We start from the raw sequence: 20,218 nt of genomic DNA on the forward strand, positions 1-20,218 counted from the left end.
CACAGAGTAAATTACGCCGCAGCTTTTTTGGTAGCCGCTTCGATTTTACGTGTGATGTACCACTGTTGAGAGATCGACAACACGTTGTTGACCACCCAGTACAGCACCAGACCAGCAGGGAACCACAGGAAGAAGAAGGTGAAGATGATTGGCATCATTTTCATGACCTTGGCCTGCATCGGATCCGGCGGAGTCGGGTTCAGTCGCTGCTGGATGAACATGGTTGCGCCCATGATGATCGGCAGGATAAAGAACGGGTCTTTGATCGACAGGTCAGTTATCCACAGCATGAACGGAGCCTGGCGCATTTCCACGCTTTCCAGGAGTACCCAGTAAAGCGAGAGGAACACCGGCATCTGTACGAGAATCGGCAAGCAACCGCCCAACGGGTTGATCTTCTCTTTCTTGTACAGCTCCATCATGGCCTGCGACATTTTCTGCCGGTCATCACCATGTTGTTCTTTCAGAGCCGCCAGTTTCGGAGCCACGGCACGCATGCGCGCCATCGACTTGTAGCTGGCTGCCGACAGCGGGAAGAAGATCCCTTTGATCAGCATGGTCAGGAAGATGATCGAGAAGCCCCAGTTACCCACAATGCTGTGGATATGTTGCAGCAGCCAGAAGATCGGCTGGGCAATGAACCACAGAATGCCGTAATCCACAGTCAGTTCCAGACCTGGGGACAACTCTTTCAGCACAGCCTGGCTTTTCGGGCCGGCGTACAGGGTAGCGCTGGTTTCAGCCTTGGCGCCTGGTGCCACGGTCAACGCCGGGCCAGTAAAACCAATGATGTAGTTGCCTTGGCTGTCTTTGCGGGTTTGAACCAGGTTGGCTTCACCCTTGTTCGGGATCCAGGCGGTCACGAAGTAGTGTTGCAACCAGGCAACCCAGCCACCTTGCACGGTTTCTTTCAGCGCGCCCTTGTCGATATCTTTCATCGACACTTTTTTGTACGGCTCGCTACTTGTCCACAGGGCGGCGCCCAGGTATGTCGCGGTGCCGGTGGCGGTGCTGGAAGAAGGATCGGCGCTGTTGTCACGCTTCAGTTGGGCAAACAGGTTGCCGGTCCATGCCTTGTCGCTTTCGTTGTCGATCAGATAAGTGACCTTCAAGTCGTACAAACCACGGGTGAAGCTGAAACGCTTGATGTAGTTGACGCCGTCGAGGCTGAATTTCAGGTCGACGTTCAACTGGTTCTGGCCATCAGCCAGTTGGTAAGTCTTCTGTTCGGTCGAATAAACCGGACGACCGGTCGCACGTGCATCCGGACCGTTGGTGCCGGTCAGGCCACTTTGTGCCAGATAAATACGTTCGCCACCGTTATCGAACAGTTGGAACGGAACATCCGGGTGATCCTGGCGACGTGGATACAGCGGCAGCTTCAGCTGGGCGATATCACCACCTTGTGGGTCGATTGCCAGATCGAGCACATCCGTTTTTACGTGGATGAGGTCTTTATTGGTGATAACCGGCGTTTCAACTGGGGTGCTGGTATCGGCATTCGCGCTGGGTACATCGGCACTGGCGGAAGCATTGTTACCCAACGGGGTGTCCGGAATAGCCGGCGCAGCCTGATTGGTAGCAACATTCTGAGTCGGCAGGGCAGCCTGGCCATAGTCCTGGTTCCAGTTAAGAACCATGACGTAGGACACGATTGCCAGGGCGACGATCAGGATCGTGCGTTTAATATCCATGATTACTCGGCCATCGAAGAAGAACGGGAGGTAGGGATAGGTGGAACCGGGTCATAACCACCGGGATTCCACGGATGACAGCGACCTAAACGACGAAAGGTCAGCCAGCCACCGCGCAGAAGACCATGATTTTCTATGGCCTCTAACGCGTAGCAAGAACAACTGGGGTAGAAACGACAGTGGTTGGCCATCAGAGGACTAATGGCGTAGCGATAAAACTGGATCGGAACGAGGGCCAGTTTACGCATCAAGGCTGTCTACCCCTACAGTTTCGGTGCTGACTGCTGGTGCTGGCTTGTGGGTACGCGCCAAACGTTTCCAGAGCTTGCCGAAATGCTGAATCAATTCGGGGTTTTCTACATCCCCCAAGCCTTTGCGCGCGACGATAACAATATCCCAACCAACCAGAGTGTCCTGGTGGAGGCGAAACGATTCGCGCATCAGACGCTTGAGGCGATTGCGCTCAACGGAGAGCTTTACGCTCTTCTTGCCAATCACCAACCCGAGACGGGGGTGATCAAGATCGTTGTTACGCGCAAGGAGCAGGAGATTTTTCCCCGGAACCTTGCCGGTGGGGGAGTCAAAGACTGCCTTGAAGTGCCGGGGGGTTAGCAGACGCTTTTCCCGACTGAAGTCCTGACTCACCACCAGTACCGGATTATCAAACTGCCAGACGCGCACGACCTTTGGCGCGGCGACGCGACAGGACTGCACGGCCGTTCTTGGTAGCCATGCGAGCACGGAAACCGTGGGTACGGGCGCGTTTGATGGTGCTTGGTTGGAAAGTACGTTTCATGGCGTTGTTACCTGGTTCGTCCACAACGGGCCGGAATGGCCCCCGTTTTAAGAGACCGGCGATTCTAGAGAAAGCAAGCCTCTAGGTCAATTTCCAACCAGCTTTTCCTTTAATTAGATCTCTATAGGCCAGGGAGCCCTTTTCGGTGTGCCTGCCTTTCATGAGACTGGGCATAGATATAAAAATAAAGAAGGAAGTTATTTAAAGCTTTTCTGTAAAGCTTATAAAAGCTAGAGAGGTCTTCACCTGTGGATAACTGCCTTTAGCCCTTATTTCATCTGCTGTACAGAGAATGACAACTACGGGGGAAAACGGTGCTCTCCCTGTGCTGCGCTGTCGGATAAGCTGTGCGTGAAACAGGTTGTTATCCACAGGCCAGTTACCCACAGACTTTCGACCCCACTTGTACAACGAGCTCAGGTGCGTTTATCCACAGAGCTTATGCACAGACCATTGGTCGTATTTTTTGTGGTTAAGGCATTGATTTTGGGTGTGCTGTGAGCAACCTACATGTGGATAAGTGGGCGTCTCGCCGCTACAATGGCGGCTGTTTTTGCCTCACCGGCTTTCAACTTAGGGGATATCCGTGTCAGTGGAACTTTGGCAGCAGTGCGTGGAGCTTTTGCGCGATGAGCTGCCTGCCCAGCAATTCAACACCTGGATCCGTCCGCTACAGGTCGAAGCCGAAGGCGACGAGTTGCGTGTCTACGCGCCGAATCGTTTTGTTCTCGATTGGGTCAACGAGAAGTACCTGAGCCGCGTTCTCGAATTGCTCGACGAACATGGCAACGGCCTCGCGCCTGCGCTTTCCTTATTAATAGGCAGCAAACGCAGTTCCGCACCTCGCGCCGCACCCAATGCACCGCTGGCTGCTGCTGCGTCGCAAGCCCAGGTAGCGACCGCTCCGGTTGCTACGGCGCCTGCCCCAGCACCTGCGGCGTCAAAATCGTCTGCGCAGAAGAATGCTCCAGAGCACGAAGAGCCGTCCCGCGACAGCTTCGACCCGATGGCCGGCGCCAGCTCACAACAGGCCCCGGTGCGTGCCGAACAACGCACGGTCCAGGTCGAAGGCGCGCTCAAGCACACCAGCTATCTGAATCGCACCTTTACCTTTGAGAATTTCGTCGAAGGTAAATCCAACCAGTTGGCCCGCGCGGCTGCCTGGCAAGTCGCCGATAACCCCAAGCACGGTTACAACCCACTCTTCCTTTATGGCGGCGTAGGCTTGGGTAAGACGCACTTGATGCACGCTGTGGGTAACCACCTATTAAAGAAGAACCCGAATGCCAAGGTCGTGTACCTGCATTCGGAGCGCTTCGTGGCTGACATGGTCAAGGCCTTGCAGCTCAACGCCATCAACGAGTTCAAGCGGTTCTATCGCTCCGTTGATGCCTTGCTGATCGATGACATTCAATTCTTCGCGCGCAAGGAACGTTCCCAGGAAGAGTTCTTCCATACCTTCAACGCCCTGCTCGAAGGTGGCCAGCAGGTCATCTTGACCAGTGACCGTTACCCGAAGGAAATCGAAGGCCTGGAAGAACGTTTGAAATCCCGTTTCGGTTGGGGCCTGACCGTTGCGGTCGAGCCGCCAGAATTGGAAACCCGCGTTGCGATCCTGATGAAGAAGGCCGACCAGGCCAAAGTCGATCTGCCACACGATGCGGCATTCTTTATTGCTCAACGCATTCGCTCCAACGTGCGTGAACTGGAAGGTGCGCTCAAGCGCGTCATCGCTCACTCGCACTTCATGGGCCGCGACATCACCATCGAGCTGATTCGCGAATCCTTGAAAGACTTGTTGGCGCTGCAAGACAAGCTGGTGAGTGTGGATAACATCCAGCGCACCGTGGCCGAGTACTACAAGATCAAGATTTCCGACCTGCTGTCCAAGCGCCGTTCGCGCTCGGTCGCACGTCCTCGGCAGGTGGCCATGGCGCTCTCCAAAGAGTTGACCAACCACAGCCTGCCGGAAATCGGTGATGTGTTTGGCGGTCGCGACCACACCACGGTCTTGCACGCGTGCCGCAAGATCAACGAACTTAAGGAATCCGACGCGGATATTCGCGAGGACTACAAGAACCTGCTGCGTACACTGACTACTTGATGACACCAGCGCAGCTTATTAAGGCAAGGGACTAGACCATGCATTTCACCATTCAACGCGAAGCCCTGTTGAAACCCCTGCAACTGGTCGCAGGCGTCGTCGAGCGCCGACAGACCTTGCCGGTGCTCTCCAACGTATTGCTGGTGGTCGAAGGCCAGCAATTGTCCCTGACCGGTACCGACCTGGAAGTCGAATTGGTTGGTCGTGTGCAGCTGGAAGAACCCGCCGAACCTGGCGAGATCACCGTGCCGGCGCGCAAGCTGATGGACATCTGCAAGAGCTTGCCGAACGACGCGCTGATCGACATCAAGGTCGATGAAGCCAAATTGGTGGTCAAGGCCGGTCGCAGCCGCTTCACCTTGTCCACACTGCCGGCCAATGACTTCCCAACCGTGGAAGAAGGCCCAGGCTCTCTGACCTGCAGCCTGGAGCAAAGCAAGCTGCGCCGTTTGATCGAGCGCACCAGCTTCGCCATGGCCCAGCAGGATGTACGCTACTACCTCAACGGCATGCTGCTGGAAGTGTCCGAAGGCATTATCCGCGCTGTGGCTACAGACGGTCACCGCCTGGCGATGTGCTCGATGCGTGCTGATATTGGTCAGCCTGACCGCCACCAGGTCATCGTGCCGCGTAAAGGTATCCTGGAGCTGGCCCGCTTGCTCACTGAGCCGGAAGGCATTGTCAGCATCGTGTTGGGCCAACACCACATCCGCGCAACCACCGGCGAGTTCACCTTCACTTCCAAGTTGGTCGACGGCAAGTTCCCGGACTACGAGCGCGTCCTGCCTAAAGGTGGCGACAAGCTGGTACTGGGCGATCGTCAGGCGCTGCGTGAAGCTTTCAGCCGTACTGCGATCCTGTCGAACGAAAAGTACCGCGGCATTCGCCTGCAACTGGCCAATGGTCAGCTGAAAATCCAGGCCAACAACCCGGAGCAGGAAGAAGCGGAAGAAGAAGTGGGCGTCGACTACAACGGCGGTTCATTGGAAATCGGCTTCAACGTAAGCTACTTGCTCGACGTGCTGGGTGTGATGACCACCGAACAGGTTCGCCTGATTCTGTCCGACTCCAACAGCAGCGCGCTGGTGCAAGAATCTGATAACGACGACTCGGCTTACGTTGTCATGCCGATGCGTCTGTAATCATGCTCAGCAGAAGCTAGATGTCCCTCAGTCGCGTCTCGGTCACCGCGGTGCGCAATTTGCACCCGGTGACCTTCTCCCCCTCCCCCCGCATCAATATCCTCCACGGCGCCAACGGCAGTGGCAAAACCAGCGTGCTGGAAGCCATTCACCTGCTAGGCCTTGCCCGTTCGTTTCGCAGTGCTCGCTTGTTGCCGGTGATTCAGTACGAACAACTGGCGTGCACGGTATTTGGCCAGGTCGAATTGGCTGAAGGTGGGCACAGCGCCCTGGGGATATCCCGTGATCGTGGTGGGGAGTTTCAGATTCGTATCGATGGTCAAAACGCGCGCAGTGCGGCGCAGTTGGCAGAAATCCTGCCGCTGCAATTGATCAACCCTGACAGCTTCAGGCTGTTGGAAGGTGCGCCAAAAGTCCGCAGGCAATTCCTCGATTGGGGAGTGTTCCACGTGGAACCGCGTTTCATGGCCACTTGGCAGCGCCTGCAGAAGGCCCTGCGGCAGCGGAACTCATGGCTGCGGCATGGTACACTTGACGCCGCTTCACAAGCGGCCTGGGACCGGGAACTGTGCCTGGCCAGCGACGAAATAGATGAATACCGACGCGCCTATATCAAAGCCTTGAAACCAGTCTTTGAGCAGACCTTGAGTGAGCTATTGGACCTCGAGGGGCTGACGCTGAGCTACTACCGTGGTTGGGACAAAGAGCGTGAACTGAGTGCGGTGCTTGCCACGTCCTTGCAACGGGATCAGCAAATTGGCCATACCCAGGCCGGACCCCAACGGGCTGACTTGCGCCTTAGACTCGGCGCACATAATGCTGCGGATATCTTGTCCCGCGGTCAGCAGAAGTTGGTGGTGTGTGCACTGCGTATTGCCCAGGGCCACCTGGTTAGCCAGGCTCGGCGCGGTCAGTGTATTTATCTGGTGGATGACTTGCCGTCAGAGCTCGACGAGCAACACCGCCGTGCGTTATGCCGCTTGTTGGAAGACTTACGCTGCCAGGTATTTATCACCTGTGTAGACCACGAATTATTGAGGGAAGGCTGGCAGACGGAAACGCCAGTCGCTTTGTTCCACGTGGAACAGGGCCGTATCACCCAGACCCACGACCATCGGGAGTGAAGGCATGAGCGAAGAAAACACGTACGACTCGACCAGCATTAAAGTGCTGAAAGGTTTGGATGCCGTACGCAAACGTCCCGGTATGTACATCGGCGACACCGATGATGGTAGCGGTCTGCACCACATGGTGTTCGAGGTGGTCGATAACTCGATCGACGAAGCTCTGGCCGGTTACTGCGACGATATCAGCATCATCATCCACCCGGACGAGTCCATCACCGTGCGCGACAACGGTCGTGGCATTCCGGTAGACGTGCACAAAGAAGAAGGCGTTTCGGCGGCAGAGGTCATCATGACCGTGCTCCACGCCGGCGGTAAGTTCGACGACAACTCCTATAAAGTTTCCGGCGGTTTGCACGGTGTAGGTGTTTCGGTAGTAAACGCCCTCTCCGAAGAATTGGTGTTGACTGTTCGCCGTAGCGGCAAGATCTGGGAACAGACCTACGTGCACGGTGTGCCTCAAGCACCGATGGCGATTGTGGGTGACAGTGAAACCACGGGTACCCAGATTCACTTCAAGGCCTCCAGCGAGACCTTCAAGAACATCCACTTCAGCTGGGACATCCTGGCCAAGCGTATTCGTGAGCTGTCCTTCCTCAACTCCGGCGTAGGTATCGTCCTTAAAGACGAGCGCAGCGGCAAGGAAGAGCTGTTCAAGTACGAAGGTGGCTTGCGTGCGTTCGTTGAATACCTGAACACCAACAAGACTGCGGTCAACCAGGTGTTCCACTTCAACATCCAGCGTGAAGACGGCATCGGCGTAGAAATCGCCCTGCAGTGGAACGACAGCTTCAACGAGAACCTGTTGTGCTTCACCAACAACATTCCGCAGCGCGATGGCGGTACTCACTTGGTGGGTTTCCGTTCCGCACTGACGCGTAACCTGAACACCTATATCGAAGCCGAAGGCCTGGCCAAGAAGCATAAAGTTGCCACCACCGGTGACGACGCGCGCGAAGGCCTGACTGCGATTATCTCGGTTAAAGTGCCGGACCCTAAGTTCAGCTCCCAGACCAAAGACAAGCTGGTGTCTTCCGAAGTGAAGACCGCAGTGGAACAAGAGATGGGCAAGTACTTCTCTGACTTCCTGCTGGAGAACCCGAACGAAGCCAAGCTGGTTGTCGGCAAGATGATCGACGCCGCACGTGCTCGTGAAGCGGCGCGTAAAGCCCGTGAGATGACCCGCCGTAAAGGTGCGCTGGATATCGCTGGCCTGCCGGGCAAATTGGCCGACTGCCAGGAGAAGGACCCTGCCCTCTCCGAACTGTACCTGGTGGAGGGTGACTCTGCTGGCGGTTCCGCCAAGCAGGGTCGTAACCGTCGCACTCAGGCCATCCTGCCGTTGAAGGGTAAGATCCTCAACGTTGAAAAAGCCCGCTTCGACAAGATGATTTCCTCTCAGGAAGTCGGCACCTTGATCACGGCGTTGGGCTGCGGTATCGGCCGCGAAGAGTACAACATCGACAAGCTGCGCTATCACAACATCATCATCATGACCGATGCTGACGTCGACGGTTCGCACATTCGTACCCTACTGCTGACCTTCTTCTTCCGTCAGTTGCCGGAGCTGATCGAACGCGGCTACATCTACATCGCCCAGCCGCCGTTGTACAAAGTCAAAAAGGGCAAGCAAGAGCAATACATCAAAGACGACGACGCCATGGAAGAGTACATGACGCAGTCGGCCCTGGAAGATGCCAGCTTGCACCTGAACGACGAAGCCCCGGGCATTTCCGGTGAGGCGCTGGAGCGTCTGGTTAACGACTTCCGCATGGTGATGAAGACTCTCAAGCGTCTGTCGCGCCTGTATCCGCAGGAACTGACCGAGCACTTTATCTACCTGCCGGCCGTCAGCCTGGAACAGTTGGGCGATCATGCAGCAATGCAGGATTGGCTGGCCCAGTACGAAGTACGCCTGCGCACTGTCGAGAAGTCTGGCCTGGTTTACAAAGCCAGCCTGCGTGAAGACCGTGAACGTAACGTATGGCTGCCAGAGGTCGAGCTGATCTCCCACGGCCTGTCGAACTACGTCACTTTCAACCGCGACTTCTTCGGCAGCAACGACTACAAAACCGTGGTGACCCTGGGCGCGCAACTGAGCACCCTGCTGGACGACGGCGCTTACATCCAACGTGGCGAACGCAAGAAGCAGGTCAAGGAATTCAAGGAAGCCCTTGACTGGCTGATGGCCGAAAGCACCAAGCGCCACACGATCCAGCGATACAAAGGTCTGGGCGAAATGAACCCGGATCAACTATGGGAAACCACCATGGACCCAAGCCAGCGTCGTATGCTGCGCGTGACCATCGAAGACGCCATTGGCGCAGACCAGATCTTCAACACCCTCATGGGTGATGCGGTCGAACCTCGCCGTGACTTCATCGAAAGCAACGCATTGGCGGTTTCCAACCTGGACTTCTGATCAGGCAAACCGGCAAAACAAAAAGGCCAACGCTTAGCGTTGGCCTTTTTTATTGGGTGCTCGAACAAGCATTTTTGAAATGCTCCACGTGGAACATCTTCGTTTCACCCCGGAGTCGTTGCGGCCACACTCTCCAACCGATAGCCGTATCCGTAGATCGTCAGCAGTTGCCAGCCGCGATCTGCCGTCAGCCCAAGCTTGTTACGCAGACGGTAGATGTGGGTATCCAGTGGCCGCGACGACACCATTTCCTCGTGAGTCCAGAAACGCTCGTACAGGTATTCCCGAGACAGCGGGCGTGCCAGGTTGGCAAACAAGCAGCTAGCGAGTCGATACTCGCGCTCGGTCAGGTTGATCGGTTTGCCCGCACGGGTAACGGTCAACTCGGCATCATCAAAGGTCAGGTCATTGAAACTCTGCACTTCATGAGTGTTGGTTTTTTGTAGGCCGTGGCGGCGCAAAACGGCCGAGACCCGGGCCTTCAATTCATTGGGACGGAAGGGCTTGCTGACGTAGTCATCGGCGCCGCTGTTCAATGCGGTAACGATATCGCTCTCTGCATCACGGCTCGTCAGCATGATCACTGCGGGGGGCGACTCCATGTGTTCGCGAGTCCAGCGCAACAGAGCAATGCCGGTGATATCGGGCAACTGCCAATCGAGTATCAGCAGATCAAACGTTTCCCGGCGCAGTTGGCGCAGCAGGTCTTCACCCCGTTCAAAAAAATGCAGGGACCAAGGCTGTTCCGTGGTGCTGGGGATTTGTCGCAGTGTCTGTTCAACCCGACGCAATTCCGCGGGCTCGTCATCCAGTATTGCGACACGCATGGGTGGGTCCTTTCTACTAAAAAATACGGCGGCCAACTTCGGGCTAGGCTGCTCAATTACCGGCCTTTGAATCTGAAGAATTGTGGTCAGAATTAACGGCCTTATGATTCCCTCGGTAGGCTGATATCAAAGAGCCCTTAACCTACTGAAAGACTTCAAAACCGATGTAGGAAAGATACCGGCTCCTGCCCCTGAGGAAAAGGATCAGCCGACACATGCGCTGCCGTCATCCTGTGCGCGTCGGTGTCAGATGCCTTCTGGAACCCCTAACCTTGATGAGCACCATGACCTTTTCCCCTAACCGATTGTGCTACGCCCTCTCCTCATTGCTGGGTTTGGTGGTGGGGGCGGCGCATGCTTCTGCTGTGGTTCGCCCGCCCTATATTGATGACCCATGGATGTGTCGAGCGCAGCCGCTACCGGCCGTTGTGCAGCACCTGACGGGAGAAGCCTGGAAGCTCGACACCAAGGGCCAATTACGCCCATTGCAGGAAGGCATGACGATTGATGAGAAGGAAGGTGTGAAAACCTCGGCCTCGGCGTTTGTCAGCCTGTTGCTGGGCGATGGCTCCCGGGTGGTGTTGCCGTCCAGTTCGCAGGTGCGTTTGCATATGGAGCAGAGGCAATCGATTCCCCAGGTCATCCTGGAACAGGGTCAGGCCGAGGCCTATGTGATCAAGCGGCCCAGTGAGCATGACCGGCTCCAGATCGTGACACCCGTTGGCGTGCTGGGCGTGCGCGGTACGCACTTTCGGGTGCGGGACGACGGCGAGCAATCCGTGCTTGAGGTGCTGGATGGGCAGGTAGCCGCCAACCGGGACACCCGGAAAAAACCTGATGAAGACGAAGTAAAAGTCGGTGCTCGCCAAGGCCTGCTGTTCAAGAAGCAAGGCGATCTGAACACCGTGACACTCCTGCCCGCACCCAAGTTGGTGGGTCAGGATGGGCAAAAAGGTGATGCACCTGTGTGGACGTTGTACGTGCGGCCCTTACCCGGCGCCCAGCGCTATCGCGCCCAAGTCGCCACCGACCAAGCCTTTATGAACATCAAGCAGGAAAACTTTTCCAGCGAGCCGAAAATGAGCTTCACTGGGCTCAAAGCATCGTTCTATCACGTGCGATTGTCGGCTTACGACGAACTGGGCCTGGAGGGAGAAACCGGGGTTTATGACATCTTCTACTACCCGCCCGCAACGCAGGCCAAGGCCTCTGGTGGCTAATCAATGATGCTCTGGCGCAAGGCCGAGAAACGCCAACCCACCCATGCACAGCGCCTGTTCCACGGTTTGGTCCGTGAGTGGCTGTGGATAGGTTTGCTGCTCTTGCCTATCACTGCTTACCTGTCGCTCAGCCCAGGACTGGCGCTGAACAACCCGCTGTATGACAGCCTGCGCCGCCTCACCCCGCTGCCGGTAGACCCGCGCATCCTGTTGGTCACCATTGATGACAAGAGTTTGAAAGACCTCGGCCGATGGCCCTGGCCGCGCAGCCTGCACGCAGACCTGATCGACCGCCTGAATGCTGCACAGCCCGCAGCCATCCTGTTCGATGTGATTTTCAGCGAGCCCGGTGAGCCAGCCAATGATCGGCGTCTTGCCCAATCAGTGTGCGAGGCCGGTAACGTGTTGCTGCCGCTGTTGCGCGAAGACGCCACCCGCTACAGCCAGCCCGGCGCACAACTACTGCCGCTGCTCAAATGTGCCAAGGGCGTAGGGCATATCAATGTCGAGGCCGACAGTGACGGTGTGGTTCGCAATCTGTACATGCGTGAAGGCCCGCCTGGTGACACCACGCCGCAACTGGCGTGGATGGCGTACACGCTGAGTGGCCAGGCGGACGAGATGCCTGGTGAGGCGCTGGAGCCGATCAGTGCGCACTGGCACCGTGAACACGCCATACGTATTCCGTTCATTGGTGCCCATACGCACTTTCCGAGTGTGTCCTACGCCAGCGTCCTACGGGGTGAGGTGCCTGCTGAGCAACTGCGTGATCGGCTGATTCTTGTCGGTGCCACGGCGTCTGGCATGGGCGATCGTTTTGTCACCCCGCTCTCCTCTACCGTCGGTACCACGGCTGGGGTAGAGATCCAGGCGAACGTCCTCAATGGACTGCTTCAAGGCCGAAGCATCGTCGACCTTCCCGGTTGGCTGGCTGCGTTGATGGCGACTTCAGGGGTGGCGTTGCTGCTGGGTCTATTGCTCTACCGGCCGCGCTACGCCCTCTGGATGACCCTGGGCTGCATGGCTGCTGCGTTGCTGGGCTCTTTGGCCTTGCTGCGCCTGGGTCATTGGTGGTCGCCTGCGGCGTGCCTGATTGGCCTTTTGCTCAGCTACCTGATCTGGAACTGGCGCCGCCTCAGTGTGATCCTTGCCTACTTCGGCTGGGAACTGGCTAGGTTGGATAACGAACCCAAAGTGCTGCCTGAGCGCCGCAGGGCACCCGCCAGCAAAGGCGACGTGCTGCAAGCGCGTATCTTTGCCCTGGAGCAAGCCGTAAGCCGTACACGGGATACCCGGCGCTTCATGGCTGACGGCCTGGAATGCCTGCCGGTGGCCACCCTGATTACCGACCCCCAAGGCAATATCTTGCTGGCCAACCGCATTGCCCGCGACGTATTTGGCCATGACTTGATCACCGCAAACCTGCTCGAAGAACTGGCCGACTTGGGCTATCCGCCGCTGCACAATGGCGTGCGCCCTGCCCTGTCAGCGTTGGAGCTGGTCGAGTTCCGGGACATCCACCAGCGCAGCCTGCGCATGGAGCTGGCCCCCATGTTGCCGGCTGACGGCGACGTCGCGCTCGGCTGGCTGCTGAGCCTTACAGACCTGAGTAAGGAACGTAACGCCCAGCAGCACCGGGAGACCATGTTGCGTTTCTTGTCCCACGACCTGCGCGCCCCCCATTCAGCGATCCTCGCGCTGCTGGATGTGCACAATGGCGAATCCCCGGTATTCGCCCAGATCGAGCAACAGGTGCGGCGGGCCTTGAGCCTTACCGAATCCTTCGTACAACTGGCCAAGGCCGAGGCTGACGGTTACCAATTCCAGCCAACCCTGTTCGCCATGTTGGTCATGGATGCCTTCGACCAGGTGGCGGTGATCGCGCAGCTCAAGGGCATTCACTTGGTCCACGACCTGGATGAGGCCGACGAGGGCATGATCCTGGCCGACCAATCGTTGCTGACCCGGGCGTTATTCAACGTACTGGAGAATGCGATCAAATATTCCCTCTCCGGCACCACCGTTCGGTTGAGCCACGCCAGCGTGCAGGGATGGCTTGAGTGCCGCATCAGCGACCAGGGGCCCGGGATCGCCCCAGCGGATCTGCCGGAGTTGTTCAGTCAATACCGACGCTTCGATTCGGCCCAGGGCAGCGAGGGGCTGGGGTTGGGCCTGACCATGGTCAAGGCCGTGCTGGAACGTCATGGCGGGCGCATTCGATGCGACAGCGAACTCGGCATAGGCACAACATTCAGCCTGCAACTGCCCTTGCTGGACGACTAAAAAACGTACTTTTCTGCTGTGCATAAAAAACCGGTCACAAGGACCGGTTTTTTAATGCTGAAAAAACTTATGCACGTTTTTCGTGATTTTATGAGCTGAAGAAATATGTAATTAAATCATCCTGTTATGAATCAAAAAAGCCAATTCGCCAACAAACCGTACACAGGTTATCCACAGATCCTCAAACCGCCGGCGTCTCGACCACAACCGGCTCCGGCGGCAACGAACCCATGGCGCGTTGCTGGGCTTCATTCCACGCCTGGGCACGGTCATTCAGTGCCGCAATGGCGCGTGGTCCTTCACCTTCGGCGTACATCGGCTCGCCGATGACCACGGTGATGGTGCCTTCGCGTTTGGCCCAGCCGGTCTTTGGCCAAAACTTGCCAGCGTTGTGCGCAATCGGCAGCACCGGCAGGTTGGCGTTGACTGCCAGAGCCGTACCGCCGCGTGAGAACTTGCCTACGGTGCCGTAGGGAACGCGCGTACCTTCCGGGAAGATCAGTACCCAAACGTTGTCCTTGAGCAGCTCATCGCCCTTCTTGGCCACGTGCTTGAGGGCGGCCTTGGGGTTGTCGCGGTCGATGGCGATCGGCCGCAGCATGGCCATGGCCCAGCCGAAGAACGGCACGTACAACAGTTCACGCTTGAGCACCTGGCTCAGGGGTGAGAAGTAGGCCGAGAGAAAGAACGTCTCCCAGGTGCTCTGGTGGTTCGACAGAATCACGCAGGGCTGGTCCGGTACGTTTTCAGCACCCTTGACCTCGAAACGGATATTCAGGAACACCTTGGTCAGCCACAACGCGCAGCGGCACCAATAGACGTTGATAAAGCGATAGCGCGCCTTGAACGGCAGGAAGGGCGCAATAAAAAAGCTCAGGGTGCACCAGAGGAACGAACTGGTGCCCAGCAGCAGGTAAAAGAAAAAGGTTCTGATGGCCTGCAAAATCGACATGGCGGCATTTACCGTTGCGGGACGCGGCCCGCCTGCTAAAAGCGCACTCCCGAGCAATCCTTGTTCAGGAAGTCGAGGGCGGCTAGTTGTTGATAAGTTCTGCGGCAACGGCCGCCAGATCGTCAAAAATCAAGGTGCCTACCGGCAGGTTTTTCGCCTGGGTCTTTTCGCCTTTCCCGGTCTTAACCAAAACTGGCTGAGAGTCGACGGCTTTGGCCGCCTCCAAGTCACCGAGGCTGTCCCCGACGAACCATATCCCAGCCAAGGGCACCTTGTAATGTTCTGCAATGGTTTTCAACATGCCAGGCTTGGGTTTGCGGCAATCGCAGCCCTCGTCCGGCCCATGGGGACAGTACACCACCAGCCCCACCTCACCGCCCTGCTCAGCCACCAACGTGCGCAAGCGCGCGTGCATGGCGTCCAGGGTGGCGATGTCGTAGTAACCACGAGCGATGCCGGACTGGTTGGTGGCGATGGCCACCGTCCAGCCGGCTTTGCTCAACTGCGCGATAGCCTCGATCGAACCGGGCAGTGGAATCCATTCCGCCACCGACTTGATGTAAGCGTCGGAGTCGTAATTGATCACTCCGTCCCGATCGAGAATCAGCAGTTTCAACATGGTCAGCTCAGCGTCGAAATGTCAGCGATGTTGACGAACAGGCCGCGCAGGCGCGCCAGCATGGCGTAACGGTTTTTCCGCACGCCGGCATCGTCGGCATTGATCATCACGGCTTCGAAAAACGCATCCACCGGCTCACGCAAGGTGGCCAGTCGCGCCAGGGCTTCGGCGTAGTTGCGTTCGGCGATCAACGGCTTCACCGCGTTTTCTGCCTTGGCGATGGCCGAGTTCAGCGAGAACTCCTTGGCGTCGGCAAACAGGCCAGGGTCGACTTCGGCGTTGCCCAGGCCTTCGGCCTTGCTCAGCAGGTTCGACACGCGCTTGTTCACGGCGGCCAGGGCATCGGCTTCCGGCAATTTGCGGAAGGCCTGTACGGCTTGTACGCGTTGGTCGAAGTCCAGCGCCGAACCCGGCTGCAGGGCACGTACCGACAGGTACACCGACACGTCCACGCCTTCGTCTTCATAACGCGCACGCAGGCGGTCGAACACGAACTCCAGCACCTGCTCGGCCAGGCCGGCTTGCTTGACCTTGCCGCCGAACTGGCCAACCGCGAACACCACGGCCTGGGTCAGGTCGAGATCCAGCTTCTTGTCGATCAGGATGCGCAGCACACCCAGGGCGGCACGGCGCAGGGCATACGGGTCTTTGCTGCCGGTGGGCAGCATGCCGATACCGAAGATACCCACAAGCGTATCCAGCTTGTCGGCGATCGCCACCGCGGCACCGGTCAAGGTGCTTGGCAGTTCAGCGCCAGCACCACGCGGCATGTACTGCTCGTTCAGGGCCAGGGCCACATCATCCGGCTCGCCGTCGTTGAGGGCGTAGTAGTAGCCGGCAACGCCTTGCATTTCCGGGAACTCGCCGACCATCTCGGTGGCCAGGTCGCACTTGGACAGCAGGCCCGCACGCGCAGCCCATGCAGCGTCACCGCCAATGCGTGGCGCAATGTAGGCGGCCAGCTTGGAAACACGTACGGCCTTGTCGTAGACGCTGCCGAGTTTTTCCTGGAACACCACGTTCTGCAGGCGCAGGTTGAAGTCTTCCAGCTTCTGCTTCTTGTCTTGCTTGAAGAAGAACTCGGCGTCGGTCAGGCGCGGGCGAACGACTTTCTCGTTACCGGCGATGATCTGCTGCGGGTCCTTGCTCTCGATGTTGGCCACGGTGATGAAGCGCGGCAGCAACTTGCCGTCCACGTCCAGCAGGCAGAAATACTTCTGGTTGTCCTGCATGGTGGTGATCAGGGCTTCCTGCGGCACGTCGAGGAAACGTTCTTCGAACGAGCACACCAGCGGCACCGGCCATTCAACCAGGGCGGTCACTTCATCCAGCAGGCTTGGCGGCACGATGGCGGTGCCTTCCTGCAGGCGGGCCAGTTCTTCGGTGCGCTTGCTGATCAGCTCGCGACGCTCGTTCGCGTCGGCCAGCACGTAGGCAGCACGCAGATCGGCGGCGTAGTTGGCCGGCGAAGTGATGCGTACAGCTTGCGGATGATGGAAGCGGTGACCACGGGAGTCACGACCGGCTTTCTGGGCGAGAATGGTGCAATCGATGATTTGGTCACCGAGCAGCATCACCAGCCACTGGGTCGGACGCACGAATTCTTCTTTGCGCGCACCCCAGCGCATGCGCTTGGGGATAGGCAGGTCGTTCAACGAGTCTTCAACGATGGTCGGCAGCAGGCTCGCGGTCGGCTTGCCGGTGATGACCTGGCTGAAACGCAGTTTCGGGCCGCTCTGGTCGATCTCGCTCAGCTCGACGCCACACTTCTTGGCGAAGCCCAGTGCCGCTTGAGTCGGGTTGCCTTCGGCGTCGAACGCGGCCTGGCGCGGCGGGCCGTCGAGGTTGATGCTGCGGTCCGGCTGCTGGGTTTCCAGCGCGGTCAGCAACACCGCCAGGCGACGTGGCGCGGCGTAGACTTTTTTCGCTTCGAATTTGAGGCCAGCGGTTTGCAGGCCTTTTTCGATACCGGCCAGGAACGCGTCGGCCAGGGTATTCAGTGCCTTGGGTGGCAGCTCTTCGGTGCCCAGTTCAACCAGGAAATCTTGAGCACTCATTGTGCAGCCTCCAGCTTAGCCAACACTTCATCACGCAGGTCCGGGGTTGCCATCGGGAAGCCCAGCTTGGCGCGAGCCAGCAGGTAGGCTTGGGCGACGGAACGCGCCAGGGTGCGTACACGCAGGATGTATTGCTGGCGCGCGGTTACCGAGATGGCACGGCGGGCGTCCAGCAGGTTGAAGGTATGGGAGGCCTTCAACACCATTTCATAGCTTGGCAACGGCAGCGGCTGGTCCAGTTCGATCAGGCGCTTGGCTTCGCTTTCGTAGAAGTCGAACAGTTCGAACAGCTTGTCGACGTTGGCGTGTTCGAAGTTGTAGGTGGACTGCTCCACTTCGTTCTGGTGGAACACGTCGCCGTAGGTAACCTTGCCGAACGGGCCGTCTGCCCACACCAGGTCGTAGACCGAGTCCACGCCCTGCAGGTACATGGCCAGGCGCTCCAAACCGTAGGTGATTTCGCCGGTCACCGGGTAGCACTCGATACCACCGGCCTGCTGGAAGTAAGTGAACTGCGTCACTTCCATGCCGTTGAGCCAGACTTCCCAGCCCAGGCCCCAGGCGCCCAGGGTCGGCGATTCCCAGTTGTCTTCAACAAAACGGATATCGTGGACCAGTGGGTCCAGGCCCACGTGCTTGAGCGAGCCCAGGTACAGTTCCTGGAAATTGTCCGGGTTCGGCTTCAATACCACCTGGAACTGGTAGTAGTGCTGCAGACGGTTCGGGTTTTCGCCGTAGCGGCCGTCAGTCGGGCGACGACTGGGCTGCACATAAGCGGCGTTCCAGGTTTCCGGGCCGATGGCCCGCAGGAATGTTGCGGTGTGGAAAGTGCCGGCGCCTACTTCCATATCGTAGGGCTGAAGTACCACACAACCTTGCTCGGCCCAGTATTGCTGGAGGGCGAGGATCAAGTCTTGGAAGGTACGCACGGCTGGCGTAGGCTGGCTCACGAAATTCACCTGTTACTTGGGCTGCGATTTAAAGAGCGGGAGTATACCCGATTCGGCCGCGCCACCATCCCCTGGAGCCTTATGCCACGCTGCTTTTGGTGTTCTGAAGATCCGCTGTACATGGCTTATCACGATCAGGAGTGGGGAACGCCGCTGCGCGACGCACAGGGCTTGTTCGAGTTGCTTTTGCTCGAAGGGTTCCAGGCGGGCCTTTCCTGGATCACCGTTTTACGCAAACGCGAGCATTATCGAAAGGTCTTGTTTGGTTTTGATGCGCAGCGCCTGGCGCGCTTGACCGATGACGAGATCGAAGCGTTGATGCAGGATCCGGGTATCGTGCGCAATCGCCTGAAGCTCAACGCCACCCGTCGCAATGCCGCGGCCTGGCTGGCGCTCGAGGATCCAGTAGGATTGCTCTGGTCCTTCGTTGGCGGCAAGCCCAAGGTCAATCATTTCAAGGATCGCAGCGAAGTCCCGGCGATCACCCCCGAGGCCGAAGCCATGAGCCGCGCCTTGAAAAAAGCTGGCTTCACCTTCGTCGGCCCAACCATTTGCTACGCGTTCATGCAGGCCTCCGGCATGGTCATGGACCACACTCAGGACTGCGACCGTTACGCGGACCTGGCCAACGCCGGTTAGAATGCTGGCTTTGCGCACCACACACGATCAGGAGTGACCTGTGGAAAAGTTTAAAGGCGCCTTGCTGGTAGGCGCTCTCCGGTTGTTTGCCCTGCTGCCTTGGCGCGCCGTCCAGGCCGTCGGCACGGCGATTGGCTGGATCATGTGGAAAACCCCCAACCGCTCCCGCGACACGGTGCGGATCAACCTGTCCAAATGCTTCCCGGACATGGACCCCGTCGAGCGTGAAGCTTTAGTCGGCCGCAGCCTGATGGACATCGGCAAGTCCCTGACCGAAAGCGCCTGCGCCTGGATCTGGCCGGCCCAGCGCTCCATCGACCTGGTGCGTGAAGTCGAAGGCTTGGAAGTGCTGCACGAAGCCCTGGCCTCGGGCAAAGGCGTGGTCGGTATCACCAGCCACCTGGGCAACTGGGAAGTGCTGAACCACTTCTATTGCAGCCAGTGCAAACCGATCATTTTCTACCGTCCGCCCAAGCTCAAGGCGGTGGACGAGTTGCTGCGCAAGCAGCGCGTGCAGTTGGGCAACCGCGTGGCGGCCTCCACCAAGGAAGGCATCCTCAGCGTGATCAAGGAAGTGCGCAAAGGTGGCCAGGTGGGCATTCCCGCCGACCCGGAACCGGCTGAATCGGCCGGAATCTTCGTACCGTTCTTCGCCACCCAGGCACTCACCAGCAAGTTCGTGCCGAACATGCTGGCGGGCCACAAGGCTGTTGGTGTGTTCCTGCACGCGCTGCGGCTGCCGGACGGTTCGGGTTACAAAGTGATATTGGAAGCGGCGCCGGAAGATATGTACAGCACCGACACCGCCACGTCCTGCGCGGCGATGAGCAAGGTGGTGGAGCGGTATGTCGGCGCCTACCCAAGCCAGTACATGTGGAGCATGAAGCGCTTCAAGAAGCGCCCACCGGGTGAGGCGCGGTGGTACTGATTAACCGCTGACCTCCCTGCCAATGGAGGTCAAATGTGGGAGCTGGCTTGCCTGCGATAGCATCACCTCGGTGCAACTGACAGACCGAGTTGCTTGCATCACAGGCAAGCCAGCTCCCACAGGGGATCGCCTCAGGCCTGGCGGTCGAGTTTCTTCAGGAATACCGTCATTTCTTTTTCGGCCTGTTTATCGCCATGGGCCTGGGCCGCCACAATCCCCTGCTCCCACGCCAACCGGGCCGCTGCGCGGTCTTCCAGCCCCAACTGCGCCTTGCCCAATAGCTTCCACGCCGCCGAATATTTCGGGTCGAACTCCACGCACTTGCGCAAATGCTCCGCCGCCCTGGCGTTGTCCTTCAAATCCAGATAACCCTTGCCCAGCCCAAAGCGCAGCAGCGAATTATCCACACCCTTGGCCAGCATTTTCTCGAGTGACTCAAGCATACGAAGAACCCTGTAGGA

The 20,218-nt window shown here is 58.2% G+C and carries 18 protein-coding genes; 8 read left to right on the forward strand and 10 right to left on the reverse strand.

Annotated features, from left to right (window positions below):
• Positions 1-11 precede the first annotated feature (11 nt).
• The 4 genes from yidC to rpmH are packed head-to-tail and all read right to left on the reverse strand — an operon-like array spanning position 12 to position 2,490.
• Positions 12-1,694, reverse strand: coding sequence for a membrane protein insertase YidC (yidC, locus tag AC07OV_RS22050; protein ID WP_176994575.1), 1,683 nt, complete (start codon positions 1,692-1,694; stop codon positions 12-14).
• Positions 1,695-1,696: 2 nt separating this feature from the next.
• On the reverse strand, positions 1,697-1,942 hold the full coding sequence (gene yidD / locus AC07OV_RS22055; protein WP_003213574.1) for a membrane protein insertion efficiency factor YidD: 246 nt from the start codon (positions 1,940-1,942) through the stop codon (positions 1,697-1,699).
• Positions 1,935-2,342: a ribonuclease P protein component gene (gene rnpA / locus AC07OV_RS22060; RefSeq protein ID WP_020302575.1), complete on the reverse strand. Its 408-nt coding sequence runs from the start codon at positions 2,340-2,342 to the stop codon at positions 1,935-1,937. Before rnpA ends, yidD begins: the two co-directional genes overlap by 8 nt.
• Positions 2,343-2,355: 13 nt before the next feature.
• Entirely contained in the window at positions 2,356-2,490 is a 135-nt protein-coding gene (gene rpmH / locus AC07OV_RS22065) for a 50S ribosomal protein L34 (RefSeq protein WP_003213577.1), read from the reverse strand.
• A gap of 586 nt (positions 2,491-3,076) precedes the next feature.
• On the opposite strand from rpmH, the gene dnaA reads away from it, so the two are divergent.
• The 4 genes from dnaA to gyrB are packed head-to-tail and all read left to right on the forward strand — an operon-like array spanning position 3,077 to position 9,282.
• Entirely contained in the window at positions 3,077-4,594 is a 1,518-nt protein-coding gene (dnaA, locus tag AC07OV_RS22070; RefSeq protein ID WP_494998366.1) for a chromosomal replication initiator protein DnaA, read from the forward strand.
• A 38-nt stretch (positions 4,595-4,632) separates the two neighbouring features.
• Positions 4,633-5,736: a DNA polymerase III subunit beta gene (dnaN, locus tag AC07OV_RS22075; protein ID WP_176994578.1), complete on the forward strand. Its 1,104-nt coding sequence runs from the start codon at positions 4,633-4,635 to the stop codon at positions 5,734-5,736.
• 20 nt (positions 5,737-5,756) lie between these two features.
• Positions 5,757-6,860, forward strand: a complete 1,104-nt coding sequence (gene recF, locus AC07OV_RS22080; RefSeq protein WP_495092977.1) for a DNA replication/repair protein RecF — start codon at positions 5,757-5,759, stop codon at positions 6,858-6,860.
• A gap of 4 nt (positions 6,861-6,864) precedes the next feature.
• The gene (gyrB, locus tag AC07OV_RS22085) at positions 6,865-9,282 is read left to right on the forward strand and encodes a DNA topoisomerase (ATP-hydrolyzing) subunit B (protein WP_176994579.1); all 2,418 of its coding nucleotides are present in this window, start codon (positions 6,865-6,867) and stop codon (positions 9,280-9,282) included.
• Positions 9,283-9,386: 104 nt separating this feature from the next.
• On the opposite strand, the gene AC07OV_RS22090 is transcribed toward gyrB, so the two are convergent.
• Positions 9,387-10,109 carry a response regulator transcription factor gene (locus AC07OV_RS22090; protein ID WP_494998367.1) on the reverse strand — a complete coding sequence of 241 codons (723 nt, stop codon included), beginning with the start codon at positions 10,107-10,109 and terminating at the stop codon, positions 9,387-9,389.
• A 284-nt stretch (positions 10,110-10,393) separates the two neighbouring features.
• Here AC07OV_RS22090 and AC07OV_RS22095 point away from each other — a divergent pair, with 284 nt between their 5' ends.
• Together AC07OV_RS22095 and AC07OV_RS22100 are read left to right on the forward strand one after the other, a co-directional pair.
• The gene (locus tag AC07OV_RS22095) at positions 10,394-11,329 is read left to right on the forward strand and encodes a FecR family protein (RefSeq protein WP_495092978.1); all 936 of its coding nucleotides are present in this window, start codon (positions 10,394-10,396) and stop codon (positions 11,327-11,329) included.
• Between the two features lie 3 nt (positions 11,330-11,332).
• Positions 11,333-13,612 carry a CHASE2 domain-containing protein gene (locus AC07OV_RS22100; RefSeq protein ID WP_495092979.1) on the forward strand — a complete coding sequence of 760 codons (2,280 nt, stop codon included), beginning with the start codon at positions 11,333-11,335 and terminating at the stop codon, positions 13,610-13,612.
• Between the two features lie 181 nt (positions 13,613-13,793).
• Here the strand turns inward: AC07OV_RS22100 and AC07OV_RS22105 are convergent, their stop codons facing one another.
• The 4 genes from AC07OV_RS22105 to glyQ all read right to left on the reverse strand — a co-directional run bounded on the left by AC07OV_RS22105 (position 13,794) and on the right by glyQ (position 18,190).
• Positions 13,794-14,564: a lysophospholipid acyltransferase family protein gene (locus AC07OV_RS22105; RefSeq protein ID WP_176994582.1), complete on the reverse strand. Its 771-nt coding sequence runs from the start codon at positions 14,562-14,564 to the stop codon at positions 13,794-13,796.
• Between the two features lie 82 nt (positions 14,565-14,646).
• Positions 14,647-15,183, reverse strand: coding sequence for a D-glycero-beta-D-manno-heptose 1,7-bisphosphate 7-phosphatase (gmhB, locus tag AC07OV_RS22110; RefSeq protein ID WP_012721458.1), 537 nt, complete (start codon positions 15,181-15,183; stop codon positions 14,647-14,649).
• Between the two features lie 2 nt (positions 15,184-15,185).
• Positions 15,186-17,240 (reverse strand): glycine--tRNA ligase subunit beta, encoded by a 2,055-nt coding sequence (gene glyS, locus AC07OV_RS22115; protein ID WP_494998370.1) that lies wholly within the window; start codon positions 17,238-17,240, stop codon positions 15,186-15,188.
• On the reverse strand, positions 17,237-18,190 hold the full coding sequence (gene glyQ / locus AC07OV_RS22120) for a glycine--tRNA ligase subunit alpha (protein ID WP_003187265.1): 954 nt from the start codon (positions 18,188-18,190) through the stop codon (positions 17,237-17,239). Before glyQ ends, glyS begins: the two co-directional genes overlap by 4 nt.
• An 81-nt stretch (positions 18,191-18,271) precedes the next feature.
• On the opposite strand from glyQ, the gene AC07OV_RS22125 reads away from it, so the two are divergent.
• The gene (locus tag AC07OV_RS22125) at positions 18,272-18,829 is read left to right on the forward strand and encodes a DNA-3-methyladenine glycosylase I (protein ID WP_494998371.1); all 558 of its coding nucleotides are present in this window, start codon (positions 18,272-18,274) and stop codon (positions 18,827-18,829) included.
• 40 nt (positions 18,830-18,869) lie between these two features.
• Positions 18,870-19,757 (forward strand): lysophospholipid acyltransferase, encoded by an 888-nt coding sequence (locus AC07OV_RS22130; RefSeq protein ID WP_494998372.1) that lies wholly within the window; start codon positions 18,870-18,872, stop codon positions 19,755-19,757.
• A 131-nt stretch (positions 19,758-19,888) separates the two neighbouring features.
• Here AC07OV_RS22130 and AC07OV_RS22135 read toward each other — a convergent pair whose 3' ends face one another.
• On the reverse strand, positions 19,889-20,200 hold the full coding sequence (locus AC07OV_RS22135; RefSeq protein ID WP_176994587.1) for a hypothetical protein: 312 nt from the start codon (positions 20,198-20,200) through the stop codon (positions 19,889-19,891).
• Between the last annotated feature and the right edge of the window lie 18 nt (positions 20,201-20,218).

Source organism: Pseudomonas sp. GW821-FHT09A09 (assembly GCF_059418405.1).

Bases quoted from the DNA above. Each gene is read 5' to 3' on its own strand.
- yidC (WP_176994575.1), bottom strand. From the start codon at position 1,694: ATGGATATTAAACGCACGATCCTGATCGTCGCCCTGGCAATCGTGTCC.
- yidD (WP_003213574.1), bottom strand. From the start codon at position 1,942: ATGCGTAAACTGGCCCTCGTTCCGATCCAGTTTTATCGCTACGCCATT.
- rpmH (WP_003213577.1), bottom strand. From the start codon at position 2,490: ATGAAACGTACTTTCCAACCAAGCACCATCAAACGCGCCCGTACCCAC.
- dnaN (WP_176994578.1), top strand. From the start codon at position 4,633: ATGCATTTCACCATTCAACGCGAAGCCCTGTTGAAACCCCTGCAACTG.
- recF (WP_495092977.1), top strand. From the start codon at position 5,757: ATGTCCCTCAGTCGCGTCTCGGTCACCGCGGTGCGCAATTTGCACCCG.
- gyrB (WP_176994579.1), top strand. From the start codon at position 6,865: ATGAGCGAAGAAAACACGTACGACTCGACCAGCATTAAAGTGCTGAAA.
- AC07OV_RS22090 (WP_494998367.1), bottom strand. From the start codon at position 10,109: ATGCGTGTCGCAATACTGGATGACGAGCCCGCGGAATTGCGTCGGGTT.
- AC07OV_RS22095 (WP_495092978.1), top strand. From the start codon at position 10,394: ATGACCTTTTCCCCTAACCGATTGTGCTACGCCCTCTCCTCATTGCTG.
- AC07OV_RS22100 (WP_495092979.1), top strand. From the start codon at position 11,333: ATGATGCTCTGGCGCAAGGCCGAGAAACGCCAACCCACCCATGCACAG.
- AC07OV_RS22105 (WP_176994582.1), bottom strand. From the start codon at position 14,564: ATGTCGATTTTGCAGGCCATCAGAACCTTTTTCTTTTACCTGCTGCTG.
- gmhB (WP_012721458.1), bottom strand. From the start codon at position 15,183: ATGTTGAAACTGCTGATTCTCGATCGGGACGGAGTGATCAATTACGAC.
- glyS (WP_494998370.1), bottom strand. From the start codon at position 17,240: ATGAGTGCTCAAGATTTCCTGGTTGAACTGGGCACCGAAGAGCTGCCA.
- AC07OV_RS22125 (WP_494998371.1), top strand. From the start codon at position 18,272: ATGCCACGCTGCTTTTGGTGTTCTGAAGATCCGCTGTACATGGCTTAT.
- AC07OV_RS22135 (WP_176994587.1), bottom strand. From the start codon at position 20,200: ATGCTTGAGTCACTCGAGAAAATGCTGGCCAAGGGTGTGGATAATTCG.